Source organism: Oceanisphaera sp. (genome assembly GCF_048268965.1).
Taxonomy (GTDB): Bacteria; Pseudomonadota; Gammaproteobacteria; order Enterobacterales; family Aeromonadaceae; genus Oceanimonas.
Genome location: NZ_JBLWUK010000032.1, coordinates 14,813 through 34,115 on the forward strand (window position 1 = coordinate 14,813; position 19,303 = coordinate 34,115).

Here is a 19,303-nt window from a genome sequence, read left to right on the forward strand (position 1 = left end):
TTGAGTTATCATGGATACCCAGTGCGCATGAGTGCCGATAACGGCCTGTTTCGGTTTCAACACGAAAACATAGGCTATGGTGCCAGCCCGGTGCTGCATGAGCTCACCCTGACAATACGCCAGGGTGAACGAGTGGCACTGCTCGGCGAGTCTGGTACCGGCAAGAGTACCTTGCTACGTCGCTTGCGTGAGCTGCGGGCCAGCGAGGTGGCCTGGTGCCCCCAGCAGCCCAGCCTGGTACCTGTGTTGTCGGCGTTTCATAATATTTACATGGGGCGGCTGGCGAGCTATCCCACCTGGTATAATCTGGCGAATTTGGTGCGACCTCAAGCCAAGCCCAAAGCCGAAATTGGTGAATTAGCCGACAGTCTGGGGCTGGGCGCTCAGTTATGGCAGCCGGCCGAACGGCTCTCGGGCGGCCAGCAGAGCCGGGTCAGCCTGGGCCGCGCCCTGTATCAGCAACAGCCAATTTTTATCGGCGACGAACCTGTGTCGGCACTGGATGAACGCCAGGCCGATGCGCTGTTGCAGTTATTGTGCGCGCGGCATCAAACCTTGGTGCTGGCGCTGCACAATATCGAGCAAGCACTCACTTACTGCACGCGTATCATTGGTTTGCGGGCCGGACGAGTGGTGCTGGATGCACCGGCTCATACGCTGAATGCTGCTGAGCTCAGCGCCTTATACCAAGCCTCTTGATGCCCGTTTCTCGCCCTAACCGAGCCATGGTGCGCAGCAGCCTGCTGTTTGTGCTGCTGGCGGTGTTGTGTTTGCCGTGGGCCGATTTGTCCATTAGTGCATTCGACCCCTGGCATGAGCTGACGCGACTGAGTGCCGGGCTGTTACAGCCCACCTGGCCGCAACCGGGCACCCTGGTTACGGCGCTGGCCAATACTCTGGCATTTGCCTTGCAAGGGGTGGCGCTGGGCGCGGTGCTGGGGTTATTACTGGCGGCAGGCTATCGTCGTGGGGCTGTCCGTCGTTTGGCGGCGGGTTTGCGTGCGGTGCACGAGCTGTTTTGGGCCTTGTTGTTTATCCAGTTGCTGGGCATATCGCCGCTGACCGGCGTGTTGGCCATAGCGCTGCCCTATGCGGGCACCTTCGCCAAGGTATTTGGCGAGCTGTTTGAAGAGGCCGATCCGGCGCCCGAGCAGGCGTTGGGTGTCAAGTTGGGTTGGTGCTCGCGGCTGTGTTATCTGCAATTGCCGTTATGTTGGCGACAAATGGCCAGCTACACCGGCTATCGTCTGGAGTGCGGTATTCGCAGCTCTGCGGTGCTGGGCTTTATTGGTCTGCCCACCCTGGGGTACCACCTGGAGTCCTTGCTGCGCCAGGGCTATTACGCCGAAGCCGCCAGCTTCTTTTATGCCTTGGTATTGCTGATTGCCACCCTGAAGTGGTGGTTGCGACCCAAATTACTGTTGTTGTATCTGGTGGCGGCATTATGGTGGCTGCCGCCTCAGGCAACGGTTAATTGGGCACTAACGGTGCGCTTTTTTACCCAAGACATAGTGCCGGCGCCGTTGCGCAGAGGTGAATGGGCCGAGTTTTTGCCCTGGCTGCAGGTGTTGTGGAGTGAGCAGATTGCCCCCGGCTTGTTAAATACCCTGGTACTGGCCTTGTTAGCCCTGGTGGTGATGGCGGTGCTGGCGCTGTTGTGGTTTCCGGCCATTTCGCGGCGTTTTGGTAATAGCGCCACTCGACTGAGCAGTCATGGTGGCCTGGTGCTGATGCGTGCCTTGCCGGAATACCTGCTGGCCTTTATTGGTACCCTGTTACTGGGGCCGAGCATGCTGCCGGCCATCGCGGCGCTGGGGCTGCACAATGGTGCCATTATTGCCCATCTGCTGGGTCATCACCTGAATACCTTGAGATTTCGAGAAGACGCGCCCAGAGGGATAAATCTTTACCTGTTTGAAGTGTTGCCGCGTCTGTATCGTCCTTTTATGGCCTACAGCCTGTATCGCTTCGAAAATCTGGTGCGAGAAACGGCGATTCTCGGCATGCTGGGCATTCCTACCCTGGGCTTTTACATAGACTCGGCCTTTAGTGAGTTTCGGCTGGATCGCGCCATGCTGCTGTTGCTGGTGTGCGCCGCCTTGAACATCAGCATAGATGCGCTGGCGCGACGCCTGCGAAGACACCTGCATTTAAGCGAACAGGCTAAAGGGTGGTGAATATCCTCATATTTTTCTTGTGCTTTCTCGTTGCTCTCTATATACAGCAAGGGCTAGGCCATAAAGGCTAGAGAGAAGGATCTTCTTCAGGTCATTAGTGATTCAAGGTGGCAAACATGAACAATATACTAAAAATAAGTGCGCTAAGCGTTATGGTATTAGCGACCGTTGCCTGTAGCGGAACGCCGACCAAAGGCGATAAAATGTTGTCCCACAGCGCCAACGCCAAAGAAGTTGGCAAGATGTGGAACCAAGGCAACAAGCTGATTGAAAAAGGTGAAAAACTGCAGGCCAAGGGCCAGAGTCAGATAGATGACGGTAAAGATCACATCAAAAAAGGCCGAAGCCTGGTCGATGACGGTGAAGACAAGGTCACAAAAGGCCAGAAACTGGTTAAAAAAGGTCAACTGCTGCTAGAGAAAAGTGAAGCGCAGTATAACGAGCATTTCCCTGGCGAGTCTTTATAACAGACGGGTTAATTGCCGAAATAGAATTGAAAAAAGCGCACCGGCTTCAGGCCGTTGCGCTTTTTTTTGTTGAGCGATAAAAGTGCCGTTACAGCACCAGTCCACCGTCTATTTTCAGGACCTGGCCCGTGATGTAGCGTGCGCGGTCACTGGCCAAAAACAGTACCCCTTCGGCAATGTCCCGTGGCTCACCCAGGGCACCCAATGGAATACGCGCCGCCATTTTCTCCAGTACATGGTCGGGTACGGCCTGGGTCATTTCGGTATTGATAAAACCCGGGGCAATGCAGTTGGCGCGAATCTGTGCGCCACCGTGCACCAGCTCTTTGGCCCAGCCCTTGGTCATGGCAATAATGCCGCCTTTACTGGCTGCGTAGTTGCTCTGGCCGATATTACCGTCTGTGCCCACCACAGAGGAAATGCTCACTATGCTGCCTTTGGCCTGTGCCTTGATGAGTGGCAACATGGCCTGAGTCATCAAGAACACCCCTTTCAGGTTGACGTCCAGCACCAGATCCCATTCGCTTTCACTCATCTTGCCGAGTAACGCATCACGGGTAATGCCGGCATTATTCACCAACACATCGACCCGCCCCTGTTCATTCAGGATGCGTTGGTTCAAGGTCTCTAGTGCCGAGGTATTACATACATCCAGCGTAATGGCGGTGATATTGGGGTAATCAGCCATCCAGCCTTCTGCCGGCGCCATATTGATGTCGCAGGCATAAACGCATTTTGCGCCTGCCCTGGCGAGTGTCTCACTGATAGTTCGGCCCAAGCCTCTGGCCGCTCCGGTAACAACGCAGATTTTTTCGTGCATATCCAGATGAGATGTATTCATCAGCAAAATCCTCGAGTGAGTAAAATAACCCGGATAACCATCAGGTTGAGCCGAGGCTTCGATTGTAGCTTAGTTTTTGCACTGCATTGTCACGCTATTCTTAAATAATATTAATATTATTCTTTATATATTGATTTTATAGCTTGGATTACAGAGCTATATTTTGCTTTGCATTAAGGTCGGGGGAGGCAGGCTGGAGAATAATGGGGGAGCAATAGACAAGCAGGCCTGCACGGGGCGGGCCTGGTTTTAATCGGCACTGACTTACTGGCCATTCCAGGCAGCAATCAGTTCACGTTCTTCATCCGTCATCTGGGTCAGGTTACCCAAAGGCATATATTTGTTGGCCACCACTTGCTTGATGGACTCTGCTTGCAGCAATATTTCCTGTTGTGAATCCAGCACTATGCCCAGGGGAGCCGCCGCAAACATGACACTGGTCGGGGCTGCGGCATGGCATTCTACACAGCGGGTGTTGATGATGGCTGCTACTTTCGCCAGCGTGACGGTACCTGAAGCACCGGCGCTATCAGTAGTAATAGCACTGCTTTGGGTTTGAGCTGGGGTGGGGGCGGCCGTCGGCGCGCCAACCCAGACGGCAACCAGGATCAGCGCCACACCGGCCACAGGATAGCCCGGGCGGATCTGGCCACTGTGCATCAATACAAAGTACTGGCGGATCAGGGCCCCGGCGAAGATGAACAGCACCATGAGCACCCAGGACAGCGAGTGAGTAAAGATGAAGGCGTAGTGGTTACTCAGCATCAACAGCACCACTGGCAGGGTGAAGTAGGTGTTGTGTACCGAACGCTGCTTGCCACGTAAACCGTCAAGCGGGTTGGGTGTTTCACCGGCCTTCATGGCGTTAACCATGCGCCGCTGGCCCGGAATAATCCAGAAGAAGACGTTGGCAGACATGGCGGTGGCCATCACGGCACCGGTCAGCAGGAAGGCGGCCCGGCCAGAGAAGATATGGGTGCTTAAATACGCCACCCCGATCATCATCAGGGCTACAACCACACTCAGAGTACCGTCTCGGGTCATGTTGGGGCTAATGCGCTTGCACAGCTCGTTATAGACAATCCAGCCAGACAGCAGAAAAGCCAGTGCAGCCATGTTGGCCTGGGTGCCTGTCATATTGGCGGCCCACTCCCAGGGGCTGTTACGGTTGACCAGATAGAAGCTGGGGTTGGTCAGGTAGAGCAGGGTGAACAGGGCAAAGCCTGACAACCAGGTGGTGTAGGCCTTCCAGAATGACCAATGCAGATCCTCCGGCAGGCTTTCCGGGCTGGTGGCATATTTTTGGTTGTGGTAAAAACCACCGCCGTGCACGGCCCACATTTCACCCAACACCCCTTTTTTCTTGCTCTCTTCACCTGCGGGTGGTTTCAAGCCGTTATCCAGCATCACGAAGTAAATAGACTCACCCAGCCAGGCGATGGCCGCGATAACATGCAGCCATCTTATTAACAGATTACCAAAATCCAGCAGATACGCTTCCATGGCCTTACCTTCTGTGTTTTATGCTGACGCGTTGTGCGAACGTTTAAAGTATGCGCCGAGTAGCAATCTTGTTTAGCAGCAACATAATACTAATACTATTTAAAAGGTCGCAGTAACGGATTTATAAGACTGGGTATGTATTACGCCTTTGTGCTGTGAGTGAGAGTGATCCTGGCTGTCGACGCAAGCGTGATTAACGCCGAATATCCGTGTGAGCCTCAAACTGCTTCACCCGAGCCGATAGCAAGGCATGCAAATGCTCCGGGGCAAAGTCTGGCTGCAAGCAATGTAATACATGGCTGACACTTTCGAGCGTCGAGAGTGCTTGCCCGCCGGGGCCCTTGCGAATGTGGTAGGCGCTGCTGGGGGCCTGACTGAAACTCAAGCAGGGTAACTGGCGCAACCAGGGGTTCATGTGCAACAAGCGCCGGGTTTTACGCCAGGTGCCATCCAACACCACAAGGCCGCCAATACGGGGACTGGCTTGCCTGCCAGGTTCGCTATCCAGATCCAGCGCCTGTGGGCCCGGATATAACAACCACCAATCACCCCGGGTCAGTGGGGGAGGCGGCGCCAGCTGTTCGGCCATTTCAATCCGTATGTCGGGCAAGGCGAGGCGCAGAAGTGGCACCGTACTCTTGGCATGCCTGGCTTCCAGGGGGTGCTGCAAGATCACGACCGGCACCGGGCAGGGCTGAGTTACTACATGGGCGCACAGGCAAGCGCTTTGGGGGAGCTGGCAATGCGGACAGTAAGTGCGAGACATAACGGTATGAACCCCTGGCGAAAATGCGCATCATAACCACAAGCCCGCCAGGGGTGAAGTGTCTGGATACAATTGTCCTTTTAAGGGGAAACCCCAACTGTTGATTGAGGATCTGCCGCGGATCGGCGACAATAGGCGCCGTTTTATCTGTCTTTCCCCGAGTGAGGCCCAGTTTGGCCCTTTGCTCTTTCATCAAAGTAGAAGAAATCCGACCATGTCATCATCGCAATTTCTACAGGAAGTCGCCAAACGCCGCACTTTCGCCATTATTTCGCACCCGGATGCGGGTAAGACCACCATTACCGAAAAAGTACTGCTGCACGGCCACGCCATTCAAAGTGCCGGTACCGTAAAAGGCCGTGGCTCTAACCAACATGCCAAGTCCGACTGGATGGACATGGAAAAAGAGCGGGGCATCTCGGTGACCACCTCTGTGATGCAGTTTCCGTATAATGACTGTCTGATCAACCTGCTGGATACGCCGGGGCACGAAGACTTCTCGGAAGATACCTACCGTACGCTCACCGCCGTCGACTCCTGCCTGATGGTGATTGATGGCGGTAAAGGGGTGGAAGACAGAACGCGTAAATTAATGGAAGTGACGCGGCTGCGTACGACTCCTATTGTCACCTTTGTCAACAAGCTGGACCGCGATATTCGTGACCCTCTGGAGCTGCTTGATGAAGTGGAAACCGAGCTGAATATCATGTGTGCGCCCATTACCTGGCCCATTGGCAGTGGCAAGTGGTTTAAAGGCGTGTATCACCTGAAAAATGACGAGATCATCCTCTATCAACCAGGCCAGGGCCACACCATTCAGGACATCAAGGTCATCAAGGGTCTGGATAATCCAGCCTTGAGCGAGATCCTGGACGAGAAAGAAATTGCTGACTTGCGTGAAGAGCTGGAGCTGGTGATGGGCGCGTCCAACGAGTTTGATCACGAGCTGTTTCTGGACGGAGAGTTGACCCCGGTATTCTTTGGTACCGCCCTGGGTAACTTTGGTGTGGACCATGTGCTGGATGGCTTGAGCAACTGGGCGCCTGCGCCCATGCCTCGTCCTACCCAGGAGCGTGATGTTGAGGCTGGCGAAGAAAAGTTCTCGGGCTTCGTGTTCAAAATTCAGGCCAACATGGACCCGCGTCATCGCGACCGAATCGCATTTATGCGCATCGTCTCGGGCACCTATAATCAGGGCATGAAGATGAAGCATGTGCGCTTGGGGAAAACCGTGAGCATTTCCGATGCGGTGACCTTTATGGCGGGCGACCGAGAGCGTGCCGAAGAGGCCTTTGCCGGCGATATCATCGGTTTGCATAACCATGGCACCATTCAAATAGGTGACACCTTTACACAGGGCGAAGATCTCAAGTTTTCGGGTATTCCCAACTTTGCGCCTGAACTGTTCCGTCGTATTCGCCTGCGTGATCCGCTGAAGCAGAAGCAGCTGCTGAAAGGTCTGGTACAGCTGTCGGAAGAGGGCGCGGTGCAGCTGTTCCGCCCACTCAACAACAACGACCTGATCGTGGGTGCCGTGGGGGTGCTGCAGTTTGATGTGGTGGTGGCCCGCTTGAAGTCGGAATATAACGTCGACGCCATTTACGAGGCGATTAACGTTTCTACCGCGCGTTGGGTATATGGTGATGATGCGAAGAAACTGGATGAGTTTGAACGCAAAATGTCATCAAACCTGGCACTGGATGGCGGCGATAACCTGACCTACATCGCCCCCACCATGGTGAACCTGAATCTGACCCAGGAGCGCTATCCGGACATTCAGTTCAGCAAAACCCGCGAACACTAAGCAGACTACGCGAGTGGTTTGATATGATAACGCCGGCATCTTAGCCGGTGTTTTTGTGTCCCCTTCGGGGCGACGTGGTACGCCAAATGCCGTACGCTTCAAGTAAAGAATAGTCGTACTCATGTTTAACTTATAGCGTACGGCTTACCGCGCGAGTGAGAACAAGGAGCTTGTATGCTGATGACCGACAGTCATTGCCATTTCGACTTTGCGGCCTTCGAATCAGACAGAGCGCAACATTGGCAGCGCGCGCAGGCGGTGGGTGTACATCGGTTGGTGATCCCCGGCATCGAAGAAGCACAGTGGCCCGCCTTGCCTCGGCTGTGTGCGGATCACCAGGGGCTTTATTATGCCTTGGGATTGCATCCCTGGTGGCTGGCCAAGGCGTCGACAGACTGGCAGGCAACACTTGGCGAGGCGCTGAGTACAGCCGATGAGCGTTGTGTGGCAGTAGGAGAATTCGGCCTGGACCGCAGCCTGACGCTGGCGCCTGAAGTCCAAGAAGCGGCGCTGATTGCGCAGCTTAAACTGGCAATGGAGTATCAGCTGCCGGTAATACTGCACAGCCAGGGGACTCACGATCGAATGTTAAAGTGGCTACGCCGCTATCCGGTAAAGGGGGGCGTGGTGCATGGCTTTTCCGGCTCTCGTCAGCAGGCCGAAACCTTTTGGAAGCTGGGGCTCCATATCGGTGTGGGTGGCACCATTACCTATCCCAGAGCCAATAAAACCCGTCAGGCCATCGCCGCCTTGCCGGTAGACGCCCTGGTGCTGGAAACCGATGCCCCCGACATGCCCTTGTGTGGTTTTCAGGGGCAGCCCAATCATCCGGCACAGCTACCGCGCGTCCTCACCGCCCTGGCCGAGCTGCGTCAGCAAGATGAAGATGTGCTGGCAACGCAGTTGGAAAAAAACGTCAACCAGCTGTTCGGCTGGTCGTTCGTTAAAGGTGAGAGGCAGTAAAGCGGGAGTCGTCAGCCTCCAGAACGTAAGTAATACCTCGAAACTAATATGGACATTGTCGAAATTTTGCTTTTAAAGACTCAAGACTTCTTCGCCACGGAATCCACAGAAACCACGGACGAAGAGCGACAAGACAAGAACATATCTCTTGTAAGGTCTTACCAAGTCAATGTTCGTTTTGGTCTTAATCTTAATTTTTCCGTGGGTTCCGTGGATTCCGTGGCAAAAATAGATTGCAGTGTTAGTTTTTCAACCACACCTGTTATGAGGTATTACTTACCAAGAAGCAGCAGGCAATCACTCTTATTACGAGGCACAAACAGATGAACGAGTCTACATTGGACAGGGTGGCCCTGAAGGCCGTGGGCCTGATGGATTTGACCAGCCTGAATGAGAGCGATAGCGAACAAAGCATAGCGGCCTTGTGCCAGCAAGCGATAACGCCGGTGGGCACAGTGGCGGCGGTCTGTGTGTACCCGCGCTTTATTGGCACAGTGGCCGAGTCGTTACGCCGTTTGAATGTGAGTGAGCGCGTCGCCATTGCCAGTGTGGTTAACTTTCCGCACGGCAACCACAGTATCGGCCAGGTGGAGCAGGAAATTACCGCCGCCGTACTGGCCGGCGCCAATGAAATAGACCTGGTGTTGCCGTATCGTCAGTTGATGGCCGGAGATGAGACTTTTGCATTAGCCATGGTGCGTGCCGCCAGGGTCGCCTGTCACGGCGCTATTCTGAAAGTGATCATTGAAAGCGGCGAGCTGGGGTCGCCGGCGCTGATTGCCCGAGCCAGCGAGCTGGCCATTAGCGGTGGCGCCGATTTTATTAAAACCTCGACCGGCAAGGTGGCGGTCAATGCCACCTTGCCGGCCGCCGAAGTGATGTTGAAGAGCATTCTAGCCAGCGGAAAAGACGTCGGCTTCAAGGCCGCCGGTGGGGTGCGTACCACCGCCGACGCCCAGCAATACTTGCAACTGGCCACTCGGATAATGGGGCCAGACTGGGTGACGCCCGCTCATTTTCGCTTTGGCGCCTCCAGCCTCCTGGATCAGCTATTGCACACCCTGGATGGCCGCCCGGGTGCCTCGTCAGGCGAGGGCTATTAAGACGCTTTATTTTCTTGAGCGGCCGTTTAGCGGTACACCACAAAGGGGACACCATGAAGCGCGCAATTGTGTTAGTACTCGACTCTTTTGGTATTGGCGCTGCCGCCGACGCCGCCAAATTTGGCGACCAGGGCTCGGATACGCTCGGCCACATTGCCCTCGCGTGTCAGCAGGGCAAGGCAGATACCGGCAGACAGGGGCCTTTAAAGCTGCCTAATCTGGCAAGGTTAGGTTTGTTTCATGCCCACCAGGAAAGCACCGGTCAGGTAGCGGCAGGGGTCACCCTGCCCACAGAGGTGATTGGCAGCTATGGCTATGCCCAAGAGATTTCATCCGGCAAAGACACGCCCTCGGGTCATTGGGAATTGGCCGGCGTGCCGGTGTTATTCGAGTGGGGCTATTTCTTGCAGGCCGAGCACAGCTTTCCCGAAACACTCGTCAATGACCTTGTTCATCAGGCCAAGTTACCCGGCATACTGGGCAACTGTCATGCATCCGGCACCACTATTCTGGAGCAGTTAGGGGAAGAGCACCTTAGCACCGGCAAGCCCATTTGCTATACCTCGGCCGACTCGGTATTTCAGATTGCCTGCCATGAGCAGCATTTTGGTCTGGAGCGTCTCTATCAGTTGTGCGAGATAGCGCGAGACTTGCTCATGCCTTACAACATAGCGCGAGTGATAGCGCGGCCTTTTGTGGGAGAAAGCGCGGCTGATTTTACGCGCACCGGCAACCGACGCGACTACAGCATAGCGCCACCGGCGGCGACCGTATTGCAAAAGCTGGCCGAAGAGCAACAGGGGCAAGTGGTGTCCATCGGTAAGATTGCCGATATTTATGCGCACATCGGTATCACCCACAAGGTGAAAGCCACGGGCATGGATGCCTTGTTTGATGCCACCTTGAACGAGCTGCAGCGGGCCGGTCACAACACCCTGATCATGACCAATTTCGTTGATTTTGATTCCCGCTTTGGCCATCGCCGCAACATTGCCGGTTACGCCGCCGAGCTGGAGGCCTTCGATCGTCGCCTGCCCGAGTTGCTGGCCTTGCTGGCGCCGGAGGATCTGTTGATCCTCACCGCCGATCACGGCTGCGATCCCAGCTGGAAGGGCACCGAGCATACCCGCGAGCACGTGCCTGTGCTGTGCCTGGGGGCAGGGCTAAGCGCCGGATCCCTGGGGCTGCGAGATACCTTTGCCGATGTGGGGCAAAGTCTGGCCCATTATTTTGGCACCAGTGCCATGGACTACGGCGAGTCGTTCTTGTGAGAAAAATAAGTCGCACGCGGTACGCATTGCGCGTTACGTTAAAGACTAACCCCCTCTTTTTTGACTGACAGCGTACGGCGTAAAACGTACAGCTGACTTGCAACAGGAACCCATGATGGCGACTCCTCATATTAATGCCGAGCGCGGCGATTTTGCCGACACCATTCTGATGCCGGGGGATCCCCTGCGGGCGCAATATATTGCCGATACTTTTTTATCGAACGTCAAACCCGTTAACCAGGTACGTAACATGCTGGGTTTTACCGGCAGTTACAAAGGACGTGCCATTTCAGTCATGGGCCATGGCATGGGCATTCCGTCTGTGTCTATTTATGCCAAAGAGCTGATCACCGAGTTTGGGGTCAACACCTTGATCCGGGTGGGATCCTGCGGCGCGGTGCGTGATGACGTGGCGCTGCGGGATCTGGTGATCGGCCTGGGCGCCAGCACCGACTCCAAGGTCAACCGGATGCGCTTCAAGGATCATGATCTGGCGGCGCTGGCCGACTTCGATCTGGTCAGCCGAGCGGTGGCGGCGGCCAGGGCGTGTCAGGTGCCGGTCAAGGTGGGGAATCTGTTTTCGGCCGATTTGTTTTATTCGCCGCAACCGGAGTTGTTCGAGCTGATGAAACAGTACGGCATTCTGGGAGTCGAGATGGAAGCCGCCGGCCTGTACGGCGTGGCGGCCGAATACGGCGCTCGGGCACTGACGATATGCACTGTCTCGGATCATATTCTGCGACAGGAAGCCCTTAGTGCAGACGAGCGGCAAAACACCTTCAACGACATGATGGAAGTGGCGCTGGAGTCGGTGTTGCTGGAAGGCTGAAATTGATGGTGGGGAGTGAAGGGAAACGGAGCTGGAAACTGGCTCTTCACACCTCACTTATCCCCCTCACTCTTCACCCTGTTTAGGCGGCGCTGTATGGCGAACCCCAGCATGAGTCCCAGCAGCAGGCACAGCGGCAGTAACCAACTCAAATGGTGCTCCAGCTGCTGCCAGATACTGCGCTGTGCCTGGGTGATGGGATTGTGGGCCAGTTGCAGGCGCAAGAAGCCAATGTTTTTGCCGTCCTGATATAGCGGCCGAACATAGGGGTGTGTCGGTCTCGATGGTGCATCCGTTACCCTAACCCCGGATTCGGCCAGCAGCTGGCCATTATCGTCATAAAGCCGGGCCGAGCTAATGAGGTTGGCACGGGCCAGCTCCTCCACCAGCTGACGGCGTAGTGTGTCGTCTTCCGCCTGCAAGGCGCGCACGGCTTGTTGCTCGGCATAATCTGCCAGTGGTGTGGCCAGGGTACGCTGAGGAAACTGTCGCCAGTGATGGCCCAGTTGGCTGACTTGCAGCCATTGCCAACCGGTGAACAGTACCAGTAACAAAAGCAGCAGCCCAAGCAGGAGTCGAGGTCGAGTAAGGTGCGTTTTCCACATAGCCGCCAATATTGTCTCTTGCCTGGTTAAAAAGCAATACGCTACCCTGTGCGTTGGTCTTTGTGAGCATAGGAAGAGCAAGTGGCATTGTTAATGGATGTGTTACCCGAGCAGCTTGGTGATTGGACGGATATCTTGTCTGGCAATCGCTATCTTTGGCAGTCCGGCCAGCTGGCGCCTGGGCAGTTAAGCGTGGTGAAAGGGCATTTAGTACTGCTGGCCGAGCAACTGAACAAGTCGGCAGTGCAGCAGAGCTTGCAGGTATTGGACGCCGCCGGCATCGAAGTTGAAATCTCGGGGCTCAAGCAAGTAGCCGAGCGCGATGTATTGAGTCTGCGTTTATCCGACTGGTCGCTGGCGCTCAAGACGCGCTTGCAAGAGGTGGCGACCGGCTGGGATCTGGCTTGTGTGCCTGCCCTGCCTGTGGCCAGCAAGCCCGGCCTGGTGCTGATGGATATGGACTCTACCGCCATTCAAATAGAGTGCATTGATGAAATTGCGCGTTTGGCCGGGGTGGGCGAGGAAGTTGCTGCCGTTACCCGTGCCGCCATGGAAGGCGCATTGCCCTTTTCTGAAAGCCTGCGCCGCCGGGTGAAGGCACTGGCCGGTGCCGATGCCGCCATTATCGAGCAGGTGATCGCCGATATGCCGCTGATGCCGGGACTCATCACCCTGGTAGAAGGCTTGAAAGCCATGGGCTGGAAAGTGGCACTGGCGTCGGGCGGCTTTACGCCTTTTACCGGTCATTTGCGACAGCTGCTCGCGCTGGATGCGGATTTCGCCAATACCCTGGAGATAAAAGACGGGCGTTTCACTGGCGAAGTACTGGGCGATATCGTGGATGCCGAAGCCAAGGCGCGCATTCTGGTGGAGCTGGCGGAGCGCTATCATATTCCGCTCGGTCAGACCGTCGCCATTGGCGATGGCGCCAACGATCTGCTCATGCTCGCCCAGGCCGGGCTGGGGGTTGCCTTGCATGCCAAGCCGTTAGTACAGGAGCAGGCTCCCGTCTGCCTTAATCAGCTGAGTCTGGAAGGGGTACTTGGTTTGTTGCAGGCCCCTTAACGGGCTGTTGGCACTGCACCATTTCTGTAATATCAAACACCTGACTCAGTGCGCTAAGCTCGGCAAGCTGTTGTTCCAGCTGCTGGGCTTTATAGAGCGAAGTCTGCATCAGTTTCTCCCACTCCGGTACCACATAATCGAACTGTCGCAGTGGCAGGCGATTGATGACCACCAGGCTGACCCGCAGCTCCTGGCAGTGGCGGCGATCCTGCAAAAAAGCACGGCGCTTGGGAGCGGGGTCGATCAGCAACCAGTGTTGTCCGCTGTTATCCGCCGCCCTGGCGGTCCAGATCTCAAGACAATGATGGTGCTGGCCGTCGGAGCGCAGTAATTGAGTAAAGATCGATTGCAATAACTGCTGGGAAACCAGCCGGCTGAAATGCGCCTGCTGGTTGTCATTGGACAAAAATGACATTAACGATTGTTGCAGCAGACAGGCAATAGCGCCTTGCAGATAAAAGCCCGCCTCGTTGCGTCCCAGTAAAAACGAGGGGGAGGGCGGTTGCTGCAGTGTCTGGCGGCCAAGCCAGGTTAACCAGGCTGGCGTATGATCGGCCTCGGGCCGGCGACGAAGCTTGTGTTGATTCTGCTCGAACAGGGCGGTAAAAAACAGATAAGCCGTATGAGCCTCTTTTGACCCTTCAATCCGTAAATGCAATCTCGTGCCATTGTCACTGATATTGACCACTCGATAGGGGAGGTTTGTCAGTCGCCATTGCGGACTGCGTTTGTTCAGATCGGTTAACTGCACGGCGACCAGGCAGGGAACATCGAGGCGCAATGGCTCGGACAATTTCACCTGTATGCCCGTGCTTGACGAGTCTTCGAGGTGGCCGTTAATGGTGTTGCCTGCCAGGGTCAACTCCACCTCGCTGTGCAGTTTGAAACGAAGCTCCTGGCGTTTGGATGCCTGCCGGCCCAGGGGCGTGATGGTGGTTTTTTGCTGGCGCTCCGGGCGAAGAAAGGGGGCCAGTTGCTGAATATCCGTCTCGCCGGCAACCGGTGTCATGGGCACCGGAAGAGGGGTCAGCCAGAGCTGCCATTTCAGCTGCTGCAACTGGTGTATGCCTTGCCAGTCCAGCGTGTCAGCTGTTTGATCGGCATAATGCAGCGGGCGAATATTGACGTAATAACAGAGCAGAGTGCCGGCCTTTAATCCTTCATTGATAAAGGTGGCATAGGCCTGCTGTTGAACCAGCTCCTGCTGGCCGGCCACAAAGTAATAAGGCTGTTGCTGTCCCTGATGACGAAAGCAGTACAGCAAGGTGGCCGATGATGGCTGCCGGCTCATCTGCAGGATGCGCTCAGGTGGCAACAGGGTCGTCAGCAGGTCGCCGGGGGTCTCTTTTCGCCAGGGAGCCAGGGTGTTGCTGCTGTAACGATTGCTCAGTAACTGTTGCAGCTCGCCGTGTTCATCAAAGAACAGCGACAGGCTGAGACTGGTTTCCAACAGCGCCTGCCCCCAGCACTGGGTTTTGACCGTGGTGTATAAGTCTTCGGCATCCAGGCCGTAGCGAGGGCGATGTTGCTCGATAAACCGGGTGAGAGTCTGTTGCCAGTCCGGCGCTTCTTCCATGAGTTGCAGTTTCAAACGACCCGGATCACCGGCGTCTTGCTTCAGGCGATAGCGCCGGGGCAATGCCAGGCACGCCTTGCCGGCAAGCCTTGCCAGCTCGGGGAACGACAGGCTGATGTGCGTTGGCAGCCGAGGAGCATCGGCCAGGTGCACCAGCAGGCCGGTAGCGGAAATATCCAGGCTGTTTCCCTGCAAGAGGGAGTCATCATCAAGGTGCAGCAAGACCGGCGTGACGAAGCGCAGTCGGTCTTCCTGACGCCGCAAGCCCAACGCCGGCAGATGCCAGGGGGTGTTGTTGAACTGGGCCGGCAATGTTTGCTGGGTGGCCAGTTCGGCCAGCAGTGCTTCATACACCCCTCGGGTATATTCACCATTAAAGTCGTTGATCAGAACCTGAAAACGGCGCGCCAGAGGTTCGGGCAGCATGTGATCCAGTCCCTGATGCCGTACTAACTGGCAGGGGCCAGCACAGAGGTTGCACAAGTTGAGTATCCGCAGACAGGGACAGGTTAACCGGCGTAGTTCGGCCTGCAACTGATAGCGTAGTTCACCGTCTGCCTCGGGCAGCAGCTGATCCAGTAAATCATCAATATCATGATGATAACTAAGCGGTATCAGCTTGTTGAGTAGCGTTTTGTATGGGCTGAGATCCATCTATGCCTGGCTTGGGGTTGAGTGGTGTAAAATCTTGGTTCAGTATAGCAGGCCGTCAATAAGTGAGTGAGTATGCATGGCCAAGTCTAAAACGGCATTTGTGTGTGGGGAGTGTGGTGCCGAGTTTCCTCGTTGGCAGGGGCAGTGCTCCGAGTGCAAGGAGTGGAATACGGTCACGGAAATCCGGCTGGCCCCGGCAACCGCCGTCAGCCGCAATAGTCGATTTGTGGGCTATGCGGGCACTCAGGACAACAAGGTGCAAACGCTGGACGAAGTGGCGTTAACCGAACTGCCGCGTATCAACAGTGGGTTCAGCGAGCTGGATCGGGTGCTGGGGGGCGGCATGGTCGCCGGCTCGGCCATTTTGATTGGCGGCAGCCCGGGGGCGGGCAAGAGTACGCTGCTGTTGCAGGTAATGTGCGGCCTGGCCAGCCGCATGAAAACCCTGTATGTGACCGGTGAAGAGTCACTGCAACAGGTCGCCATGCGCGCCCAGCGACTGGGCTTGCCCCGGGATAAGCTGCGCATGTTGTCTGAGACCAGCGTCGAGCAAATCTGTCATGTGGCGCGAGAAGAAAAGCCCGCCGTGGTGGTGATCGACTCCATTCAGGTGATGCATGTGGCCGAGGTGCAGTCGGCTCCTGGTTCCGTGAGTCAGGTGCGAGAAGCGGCGGCGCAATTAACGCGTTTCGCCAAGCAGCAGGGGGTGATCATGCTGATGGTCGGGCACGTGACCAAAGACGGTGCGCTGGCCGGCCCCAAGGTACTGGAACACTGTATCGACTGCTCCATTATGCTCGATGGTGCCAGTGACAGCCGTTTTCGCATGTTGCGCAGCCACAAGAACCGCTTTGGGGCAGTGAACGAGCTGGGCGTATTTGCCATGACCGAAACCGGCCTGAAAGAAGTCAGCAACCCGTCGGCCATCTTCCTGAGCCGGGGGGAAGAGCAGACCACGGGCTCTGTGGTGATGATCATCTGGGAAGGGACTCGCCCCTTGCTGGTGGAGCTGCAGGCTCTGGTGGATTACTCCCAGCTGGGCAACCCGCGGCGGGTCACCGTGGGGCTGGAGCAGAATCGCTTGTCCATGTTGCTGGCGGTGTTGCATCGTCATGGCGGCCTGCAAATGGCGGATCAGGATGTCTTCGTTAACGTGGTGGGCGGGGTGCGAGTCGAAGACACCAGTGCCGACCTGGCCTTGTTGCTGGCGTTGGTGTCGAGTTTTCGGGACAAGCCCTTGCCGCAGGAGCTGGTGGTATTTGGCGAAGTGGGCCTGTCGGGAGAGATTCGCCCGGTACCCTCTGGGCAGGAGCGCCTGATGGAGGCCGCCAAACACGGCTTTACCCGCGCCATAGTGCCCTGGGCAAATCGTCCCAAGCAGGCACCGGCAGGCATGGAAGTGATAGCGGTTAAAAAACTGGGTGAAGCGCTGGAAGCACTATAAAAATACCGTGAGGTGTGAGGGGGGAGGCGTAAGGAGTGAAGCGTAAAAAGTAAGTAAGCCTGTCTCTGTGGATTTAGAGTCCGGCCTCTGCACTTCGCTCACCCAAGCTGACTGGGGTGAGTTGTCAGGGGCGCCACCAGAGCCACAAGTGGCCGGCACTGGTGGTGAGCAGCGGCCGCACGAGGGCGTCGCCGTCTTGCGTGATCCAGGCCCGGTGACCGACATCCAGCCTCCGAGCAGTGAAATATTGGCTACCCGAGAATGAGCTTGCTGGCCGTCGGCCCCCGGATACCGAAATGGGTAAAGGGTCAGCGTTCAGCCATTCACGCTCCCGCTCAGGCAGGCTCGCTGGTATTCAGGTGGTTGAGCAGGGAAACGGCAAATACCAGGCGATCTTCAAGGCTGAATCGTTCTTCCAGCATTTCGCCAAGCTGGCTTAAGTCCTGATCCAGCTCCAGCAAAGCGTCTTCGTCTGCCTGGGCGTATTTATCGTGAAAGTCCAGCGCCTGTACCGTGCCTTTCTTGAGGCGCGGATAAATACGCTCGGCCAGCGTACGGCCATTGCCGCGTGCCGCTTCGTACGCCGCCATCACATAATCGTATATTTCAAAATGCGCGGCGCTGACGTAATCCACCAGCTGGCAACAGAAATTTGACAGTTCTTGGGGCGTTGGCAGCGTTTTCTTGTTGGTGGACAAACGAATATATTCCACCAGCAAATCTTGCCGGGCGTTGATAAAGGTATCTAGCGCTTGATGTTTTCCGGCAAGTTTGGCTTTGGTATGTTCCATTTTCCTGAGCATGATTCCCTCCTTGGGGTGACCTGAGCAGGCAGTGACTACCATCTTTAAAGAAAAGCGTTGTCCGGGTCAAGAGCATTGCGCATAACTTGAGCGCCAGCTCGCTATAAGCATAGCTGGCAGCAGGAAGTAAACGCGAACAAATAGCAGGGAGCATAACGAAAAAAGCTGTTATTTTAGATAGATGCCGTCAGCTGGCAGGGGTTGGAGCCAATAACGAGCGCAAAAAACGCTCCGTTTACGCTGGATTGGGGCTTTATGCCATCTGATGTTACAATGCCGGCAATTTGCCACCTGTTTTGGACGATGAAATGAAACCACTCAAGAATGATCGTTACTTACGTGCTCTTTTACGTCAGCCCGTAGATTACACGCCGGTATGGATGATGCGCCAGGCAGGCCGCTATTTGCCTGAGTACAAGGCGACCCGAGCCGAAGCGGGTGACTTTATGTCACTGTGCAAAAACGCCGAGCTGGCGTGCGAGGTGACGCTGCAGCCGTTGCGTCGATTCCCGCTGGATGCGGCCATTCTGTTTTCCGATATTCTGACCATTCCGGATGCCATGGGTCTGGGTCTGTACTTTGAAACCGGTGAAGGCCCCAAGTTTCAGCGTCCTATTACGTCCATGGCCGATGTGCAAAAACTGGGCATTCCCGATCCGGAAGGCGAGCTGCAATATGTGATGAATGCGGTACGCACCATTCGTCGTGAACTAAAAGGCGAAGTGCCTTTGATTGGTTTCTCCGGCAGCCCCTGGACACTGGCCACTTACATGGTCGAAGGCAGTGGCTCCAAGGCGTTCACCAAAACCAAGAAAATGATGTTTGCCGATCCCAAAGCCATGCACCTGTTGCTCGATAAGCTGGCCGACAGTGTCACCAGCTATTTGAACGCGCAAATAGCTGCCGGTGCCCAGTCGCTCATGATCTTCGATACCTGGGGCGGCGTACTGAGCACCCGTGATTACAACGAGTTTTCGCTGCAGTATATGGCCAAAATCGTCGACGGCCTGACGCGTGAAAACGAAGGCCGCAAGGTGCCGGTAACCCTGTTTACCAAAAACGGTGGCCAGTGGCTGGAGGCGATTGCCGCCACCGGCTGTGATGGCATCGGGTTGGACTGGACCATTGATATGGCAGATGCCAAACGCCGTGTGGGTGACAAGGTGGCTCTGCAGGGCAACATGGATCCTTCCATGTTGTATGCCCCTATTCCTCGCATCGAGCAGGAAGTGGCGACTATTCTGGAAAGCTTTGGTGAAGGCCCTGGCCATGTATTCAACCTGGGTCACGGCATACACCTTGATGTGGATCCCGAGCATGCCGGCGCCTTTATCCGGTCGGTTCAGCGTCTGTCTCGGCCTTATCACGCCAAGTAATATCAGTATCAAGTTACAAAAAAAGCGCCGCAAGGCGCTTTTTTTATTGGCGGTTG

General features: G+C 55.9%; 17 protein-coding genes. 11 read left to right on the plus strand and 6 right to left on the minus strand.

Annotated elements, in window-relative coordinates; genetic code table 11:
- Positions 1-27: 27 nt before the first annotated feature.
- From ACN0VL_RS12785 to ACN0VL_RS12795, 3 genes are all read left to right on the plus strand, one after another.
- Positions 28-699: an ATP-binding cassette domain-containing protein gene (locus ACN0VL_RS12785; RefSeq protein ID WP_417617963.1), complete on the plus strand. Its 672-nt coding sequence runs from the start codon at positions 28-30 to the stop codon at positions 697-699.
- Positions 699-2,177, plus strand: a complete 1,479-nt coding sequence (locus ACN0VL_RS12790; protein WP_417617965.1) for a PhnE/PtxC family ABC transporter permease — start codon at positions 699-701, stop codon at positions 2,175-2,177. Before ACN0VL_RS12785 ends, ACN0VL_RS12790 begins: the two co-directional genes overlap by 1 nt.
- Before the next feature lie 116 nt (positions 2,178-2,293).
- Positions 2,294-2,644 carry a hypothetical protein gene (locus tag ACN0VL_RS12795; protein ID WP_417617967.1) on the plus strand — a complete coding sequence of 117 codons (351 nt, stop codon included), beginning with the start codon at positions 2,294-2,296 and terminating at the stop codon, positions 2,642-2,644.
- 88 nt (positions 2,645-2,732) lie between these two features.
- On the opposite strand, the gene fabG is transcribed toward ACN0VL_RS12795, so the two are convergent.
- The 3 genes from fabG to ACN0VL_RS12810 form a co-directional block, all read right to left on the minus strand.
- Positions 2,733-3,485: a 3-oxoacyl-ACP reductase FabG gene (fabG, locus tag ACN0VL_RS12800; RefSeq protein ID WP_417617969.1), complete on the minus strand. Its 753-nt coding sequence runs from the start codon at positions 3,483-3,485 to the stop codon at positions 2,733-2,735.
- 264 nt (positions 3,486-3,749) lie between these two features.
- On the minus strand, positions 3,750-4,988 hold the full coding sequence (locus tag ACN0VL_RS12805) for a urate hydroxylase PuuD (protein ID WP_417617971.1): 1,239 nt from the start codon (positions 4,986-4,988) through the stop codon (positions 3,750-3,752).
- 193 nt (positions 4,989-5,181) lie between these two features.
- Entirely contained in the window at positions 5,182-5,754 is a 573-nt protein-coding gene (locus ACN0VL_RS12810; protein WP_417617973.1) for a tRNA-uridine aminocarboxypropyltransferase, read from the minus strand.
- Positions 5,755-5,968: 214 nt separating this feature from the next.
- On the opposite strand from ACN0VL_RS12810, the gene prfC reads away from it, so the two are divergent.
- From prfC to deoD, 5 genes are all read left to right on the plus strand, one after another.
- A complete protein-coding gene (prfC, locus tag ACN0VL_RS12815) occupies positions 5,969-7,558 on the plus strand; it encodes a peptide chain release factor 3 (RefSeq protein WP_417617974.1) in 1,590 nt (529 codons plus the stop codon).
- Positions 7,559-7,732: 174 nt separating this feature from the next.
- Positions 7,733-8,521 (plus strand): TatD family hydrolase, encoded by a 789-nt coding sequence (locus ACN0VL_RS12820; protein WP_417617976.1) that lies wholly within the window; start codon positions 7,733-7,735, stop codon positions 8,519-8,521.
- A gap of 323 nt (positions 8,522-8,844) precedes the next feature.
- The gene (gene deoC, locus ACN0VL_RS12825) at positions 8,845-9,624 is read left to right on the plus strand and encodes a deoxyribose-phosphate aldolase (protein WP_417617978.1); all 780 of its coding nucleotides are present in this window, start codon (positions 8,845-8,847) and stop codon (positions 9,622-9,624) included.
- Positions 9,625-9,677: 53 nt separating this feature from the next.
- Entirely contained in the window at positions 9,678-10,895 is a 1,218-nt protein-coding gene (locus tag ACN0VL_RS12830) for a phosphopentomutase (protein WP_417617980.1), read from the plus strand.
- 115 nt (positions 10,896-11,010) lie between these two features.
- The gene (gene deoD / locus ACN0VL_RS12835) at positions 11,011-11,724 is read left to right on the plus strand and encodes a purine-nucleoside phosphorylase (RefSeq protein WP_417617993.1); all 714 of its coding nucleotides are present in this window, start codon (positions 11,011-11,013) and stop codon (positions 11,722-11,724) included.
- 53 nt (positions 11,725-11,777) lie between these two features.
- Here deoD and ACN0VL_RS12840 read toward each other — a convergent pair whose 3' ends face one another.
- Positions 11,778-12,329, minus strand: coding sequence for an AhpA/YtjB family protein (locus ACN0VL_RS12840; RefSeq protein WP_417617982.1), 552 nt, complete (start codon positions 12,327-12,329; stop codon positions 11,778-11,780).
- 81 nt (positions 12,330-12,410) lie between these two features.
- On the opposite strand from ACN0VL_RS12840, the gene serB reads away from it, so the two are divergent.
- Positions 12,411-13,394 carry a phosphoserine phosphatase SerB gene (gene serB, locus ACN0VL_RS12845; RefSeq protein ID WP_417617984.1) on the plus strand — a complete coding sequence of 328 codons (984 nt, stop codon included), beginning with the start codon at positions 12,411-12,413 and terminating at the stop codon, positions 13,392-13,394.
- Here serB and ACN0VL_RS12850 read toward each other — a convergent pair.
- Entirely contained in the window at positions 13,345-15,624 is a 2,280-nt protein-coding gene (locus ACN0VL_RS12850; protein ID WP_417617986.1) for a PilZ domain-containing protein, read from the minus strand. The two genes, serB and ACN0VL_RS12850, sit on opposite strands and share 50 nt — an antisense overlap.
- Before the next feature lie 76 nt (positions 15,625-15,700).
- Between ACN0VL_RS12850 and radA the strand changes: the two genes are divergently transcribed.
- Positions 15,701-17,068, plus strand: coding sequence for a DNA repair protein RadA (radA, locus tag ACN0VL_RS12855; RefSeq protein WP_417617988.1), 1,368 nt, complete (start codon positions 15,701-15,703; stop codon positions 17,066-17,068).
- Positions 17,069-17,403: 335 nt separating this feature from the next.
- Here the strand turns inward: radA and rsd are convergent, their stop codons facing one another.
- Entirely contained in the window at positions 17,404-17,871 is a 468-nt protein-coding gene (rsd, locus tag ACN0VL_RS12860) for a sigma D regulator (protein ID WP_417617990.1), read from the minus strand.
- 308 nt (positions 17,872-18,179) lie between these two features.
- On the opposite strand from rsd, the gene hemE reads away from it, so the two are divergent.
- The gene (hemE, locus tag ACN0VL_RS12865) at positions 18,180-19,247 is read left to right on the plus strand and encodes a uroporphyrinogen decarboxylase (protein ID WP_417617991.1); all 1,068 of its coding nucleotides are present in this window, start codon (positions 18,180-18,182) and stop codon (positions 19,245-19,247) included.
- Positions 19,248-19,303: the final 56 nt, after the last annotated feature.

Excerpts from the sequence above, each read along its gene's own strand:
- hemE (WP_417617991.1), top strand. The coding sequence starts at position 18,180 with ATGAAACCACTCAAGAATGATCGTTACTTACGTGCTCTTTTACGTCAG.
- ACN0VL_RS12850 (WP_417617986.1), bottom strand. The coding sequence starts at position 15,624 with ATGGATCTCAGCCCATACAAAACGCTACTCAACAAGCTGATACCGCTT.
- ACN0VL_RS12805 (WP_417617971.1), bottom strand. The coding sequence starts at position 4,988 with ATGGAAGCGTATCTGCTGGATTTTGGTAATCTGTTAATAAGATGGCTG.
- ACN0VL_RS12790 (WP_417617965.1), top strand. The coding sequence starts at position 699 with ATGCCCGTTTCTCGCCCTAACCGAGCCATGGTGCGCAGCAGCCTGCTG.
- ACN0VL_RS12830 (WP_417617980.1), top strand. The coding sequence starts at position 9,678 with ATGAAGCGCGCAATTGTGTTAGTACTCGACTCTTTTGGTATTGGCGCT.
- deoC (WP_417617978.1), top strand. The coding sequence starts at position 8,845 with ATGAACGAGTCTACATTGGACAGGGTGGCCCTGAAGGCCGTGGGCCTG.
- deoD (WP_417617993.1), top strand. The coding sequence starts at position 11,011 with ATGGCGACTCCTCATATTAATGCCGAGCGCGGCGATTTTGCCGACACC.
- fabG (WP_417617969.1), bottom strand. The coding sequence starts at position 3,485 with ATGAATACATCTCATCTGGATATGCACGAAAAAATCTGCGTTGTTACC.
- ACN0VL_RS12810 (WP_417617973.1), bottom strand. The coding sequence starts at position 5,754 with ATGTCTCGCACTTACTGTCCGCATTGCCAGCTCCCCCAAAGCGCTTGC.
- ACN0VL_RS12820 (WP_417617976.1), top strand. The coding sequence starts at position 7,733 with ATGCTGATGACCGACAGTCATTGCCATTTCGACTTTGCGGCCTTCGAA.
- ACN0VL_RS12785 (WP_417617963.1), top strand. The coding sequence starts at position 28 with ATGAGTGCCGATAACGGCCTGTTTCGGTTTCAACACGAAAACATAGGC.
- ACN0VL_RS12795 (WP_417617967.1), top strand. The coding sequence starts at position 2,294 with ATGAACAATATACTAAAAATAAGTGCGCTAAGCGTTATGGTATTAGCG.
- radA (WP_417617988.1), top strand. The coding sequence starts at position 15,701 with ATGGCCAAGTCTAAAACGGCATTTGTGTGTGGGGAGTGTGGTGCCGAG.
- ACN0VL_RS12840 (WP_417617982.1), bottom strand. The coding sequence starts at position 12,329 with ATGTGGAAAACGCACCTTACTCGACCTCGACTCCTGCTTGGGCTGCTG.
- prfC (WP_417617974.1), top strand. The coding sequence starts at position 5,969 with ATGTCATCATCGCAATTTCTACAGGAAGTCGCCAAACGCCGCACTTTC.
- rsd (WP_417617990.1), bottom strand. The coding sequence starts at position 17,871 with ATGCTCAGGAAAATGGAACATACCAAAGCCAAACTTGCCGGAAAACAT.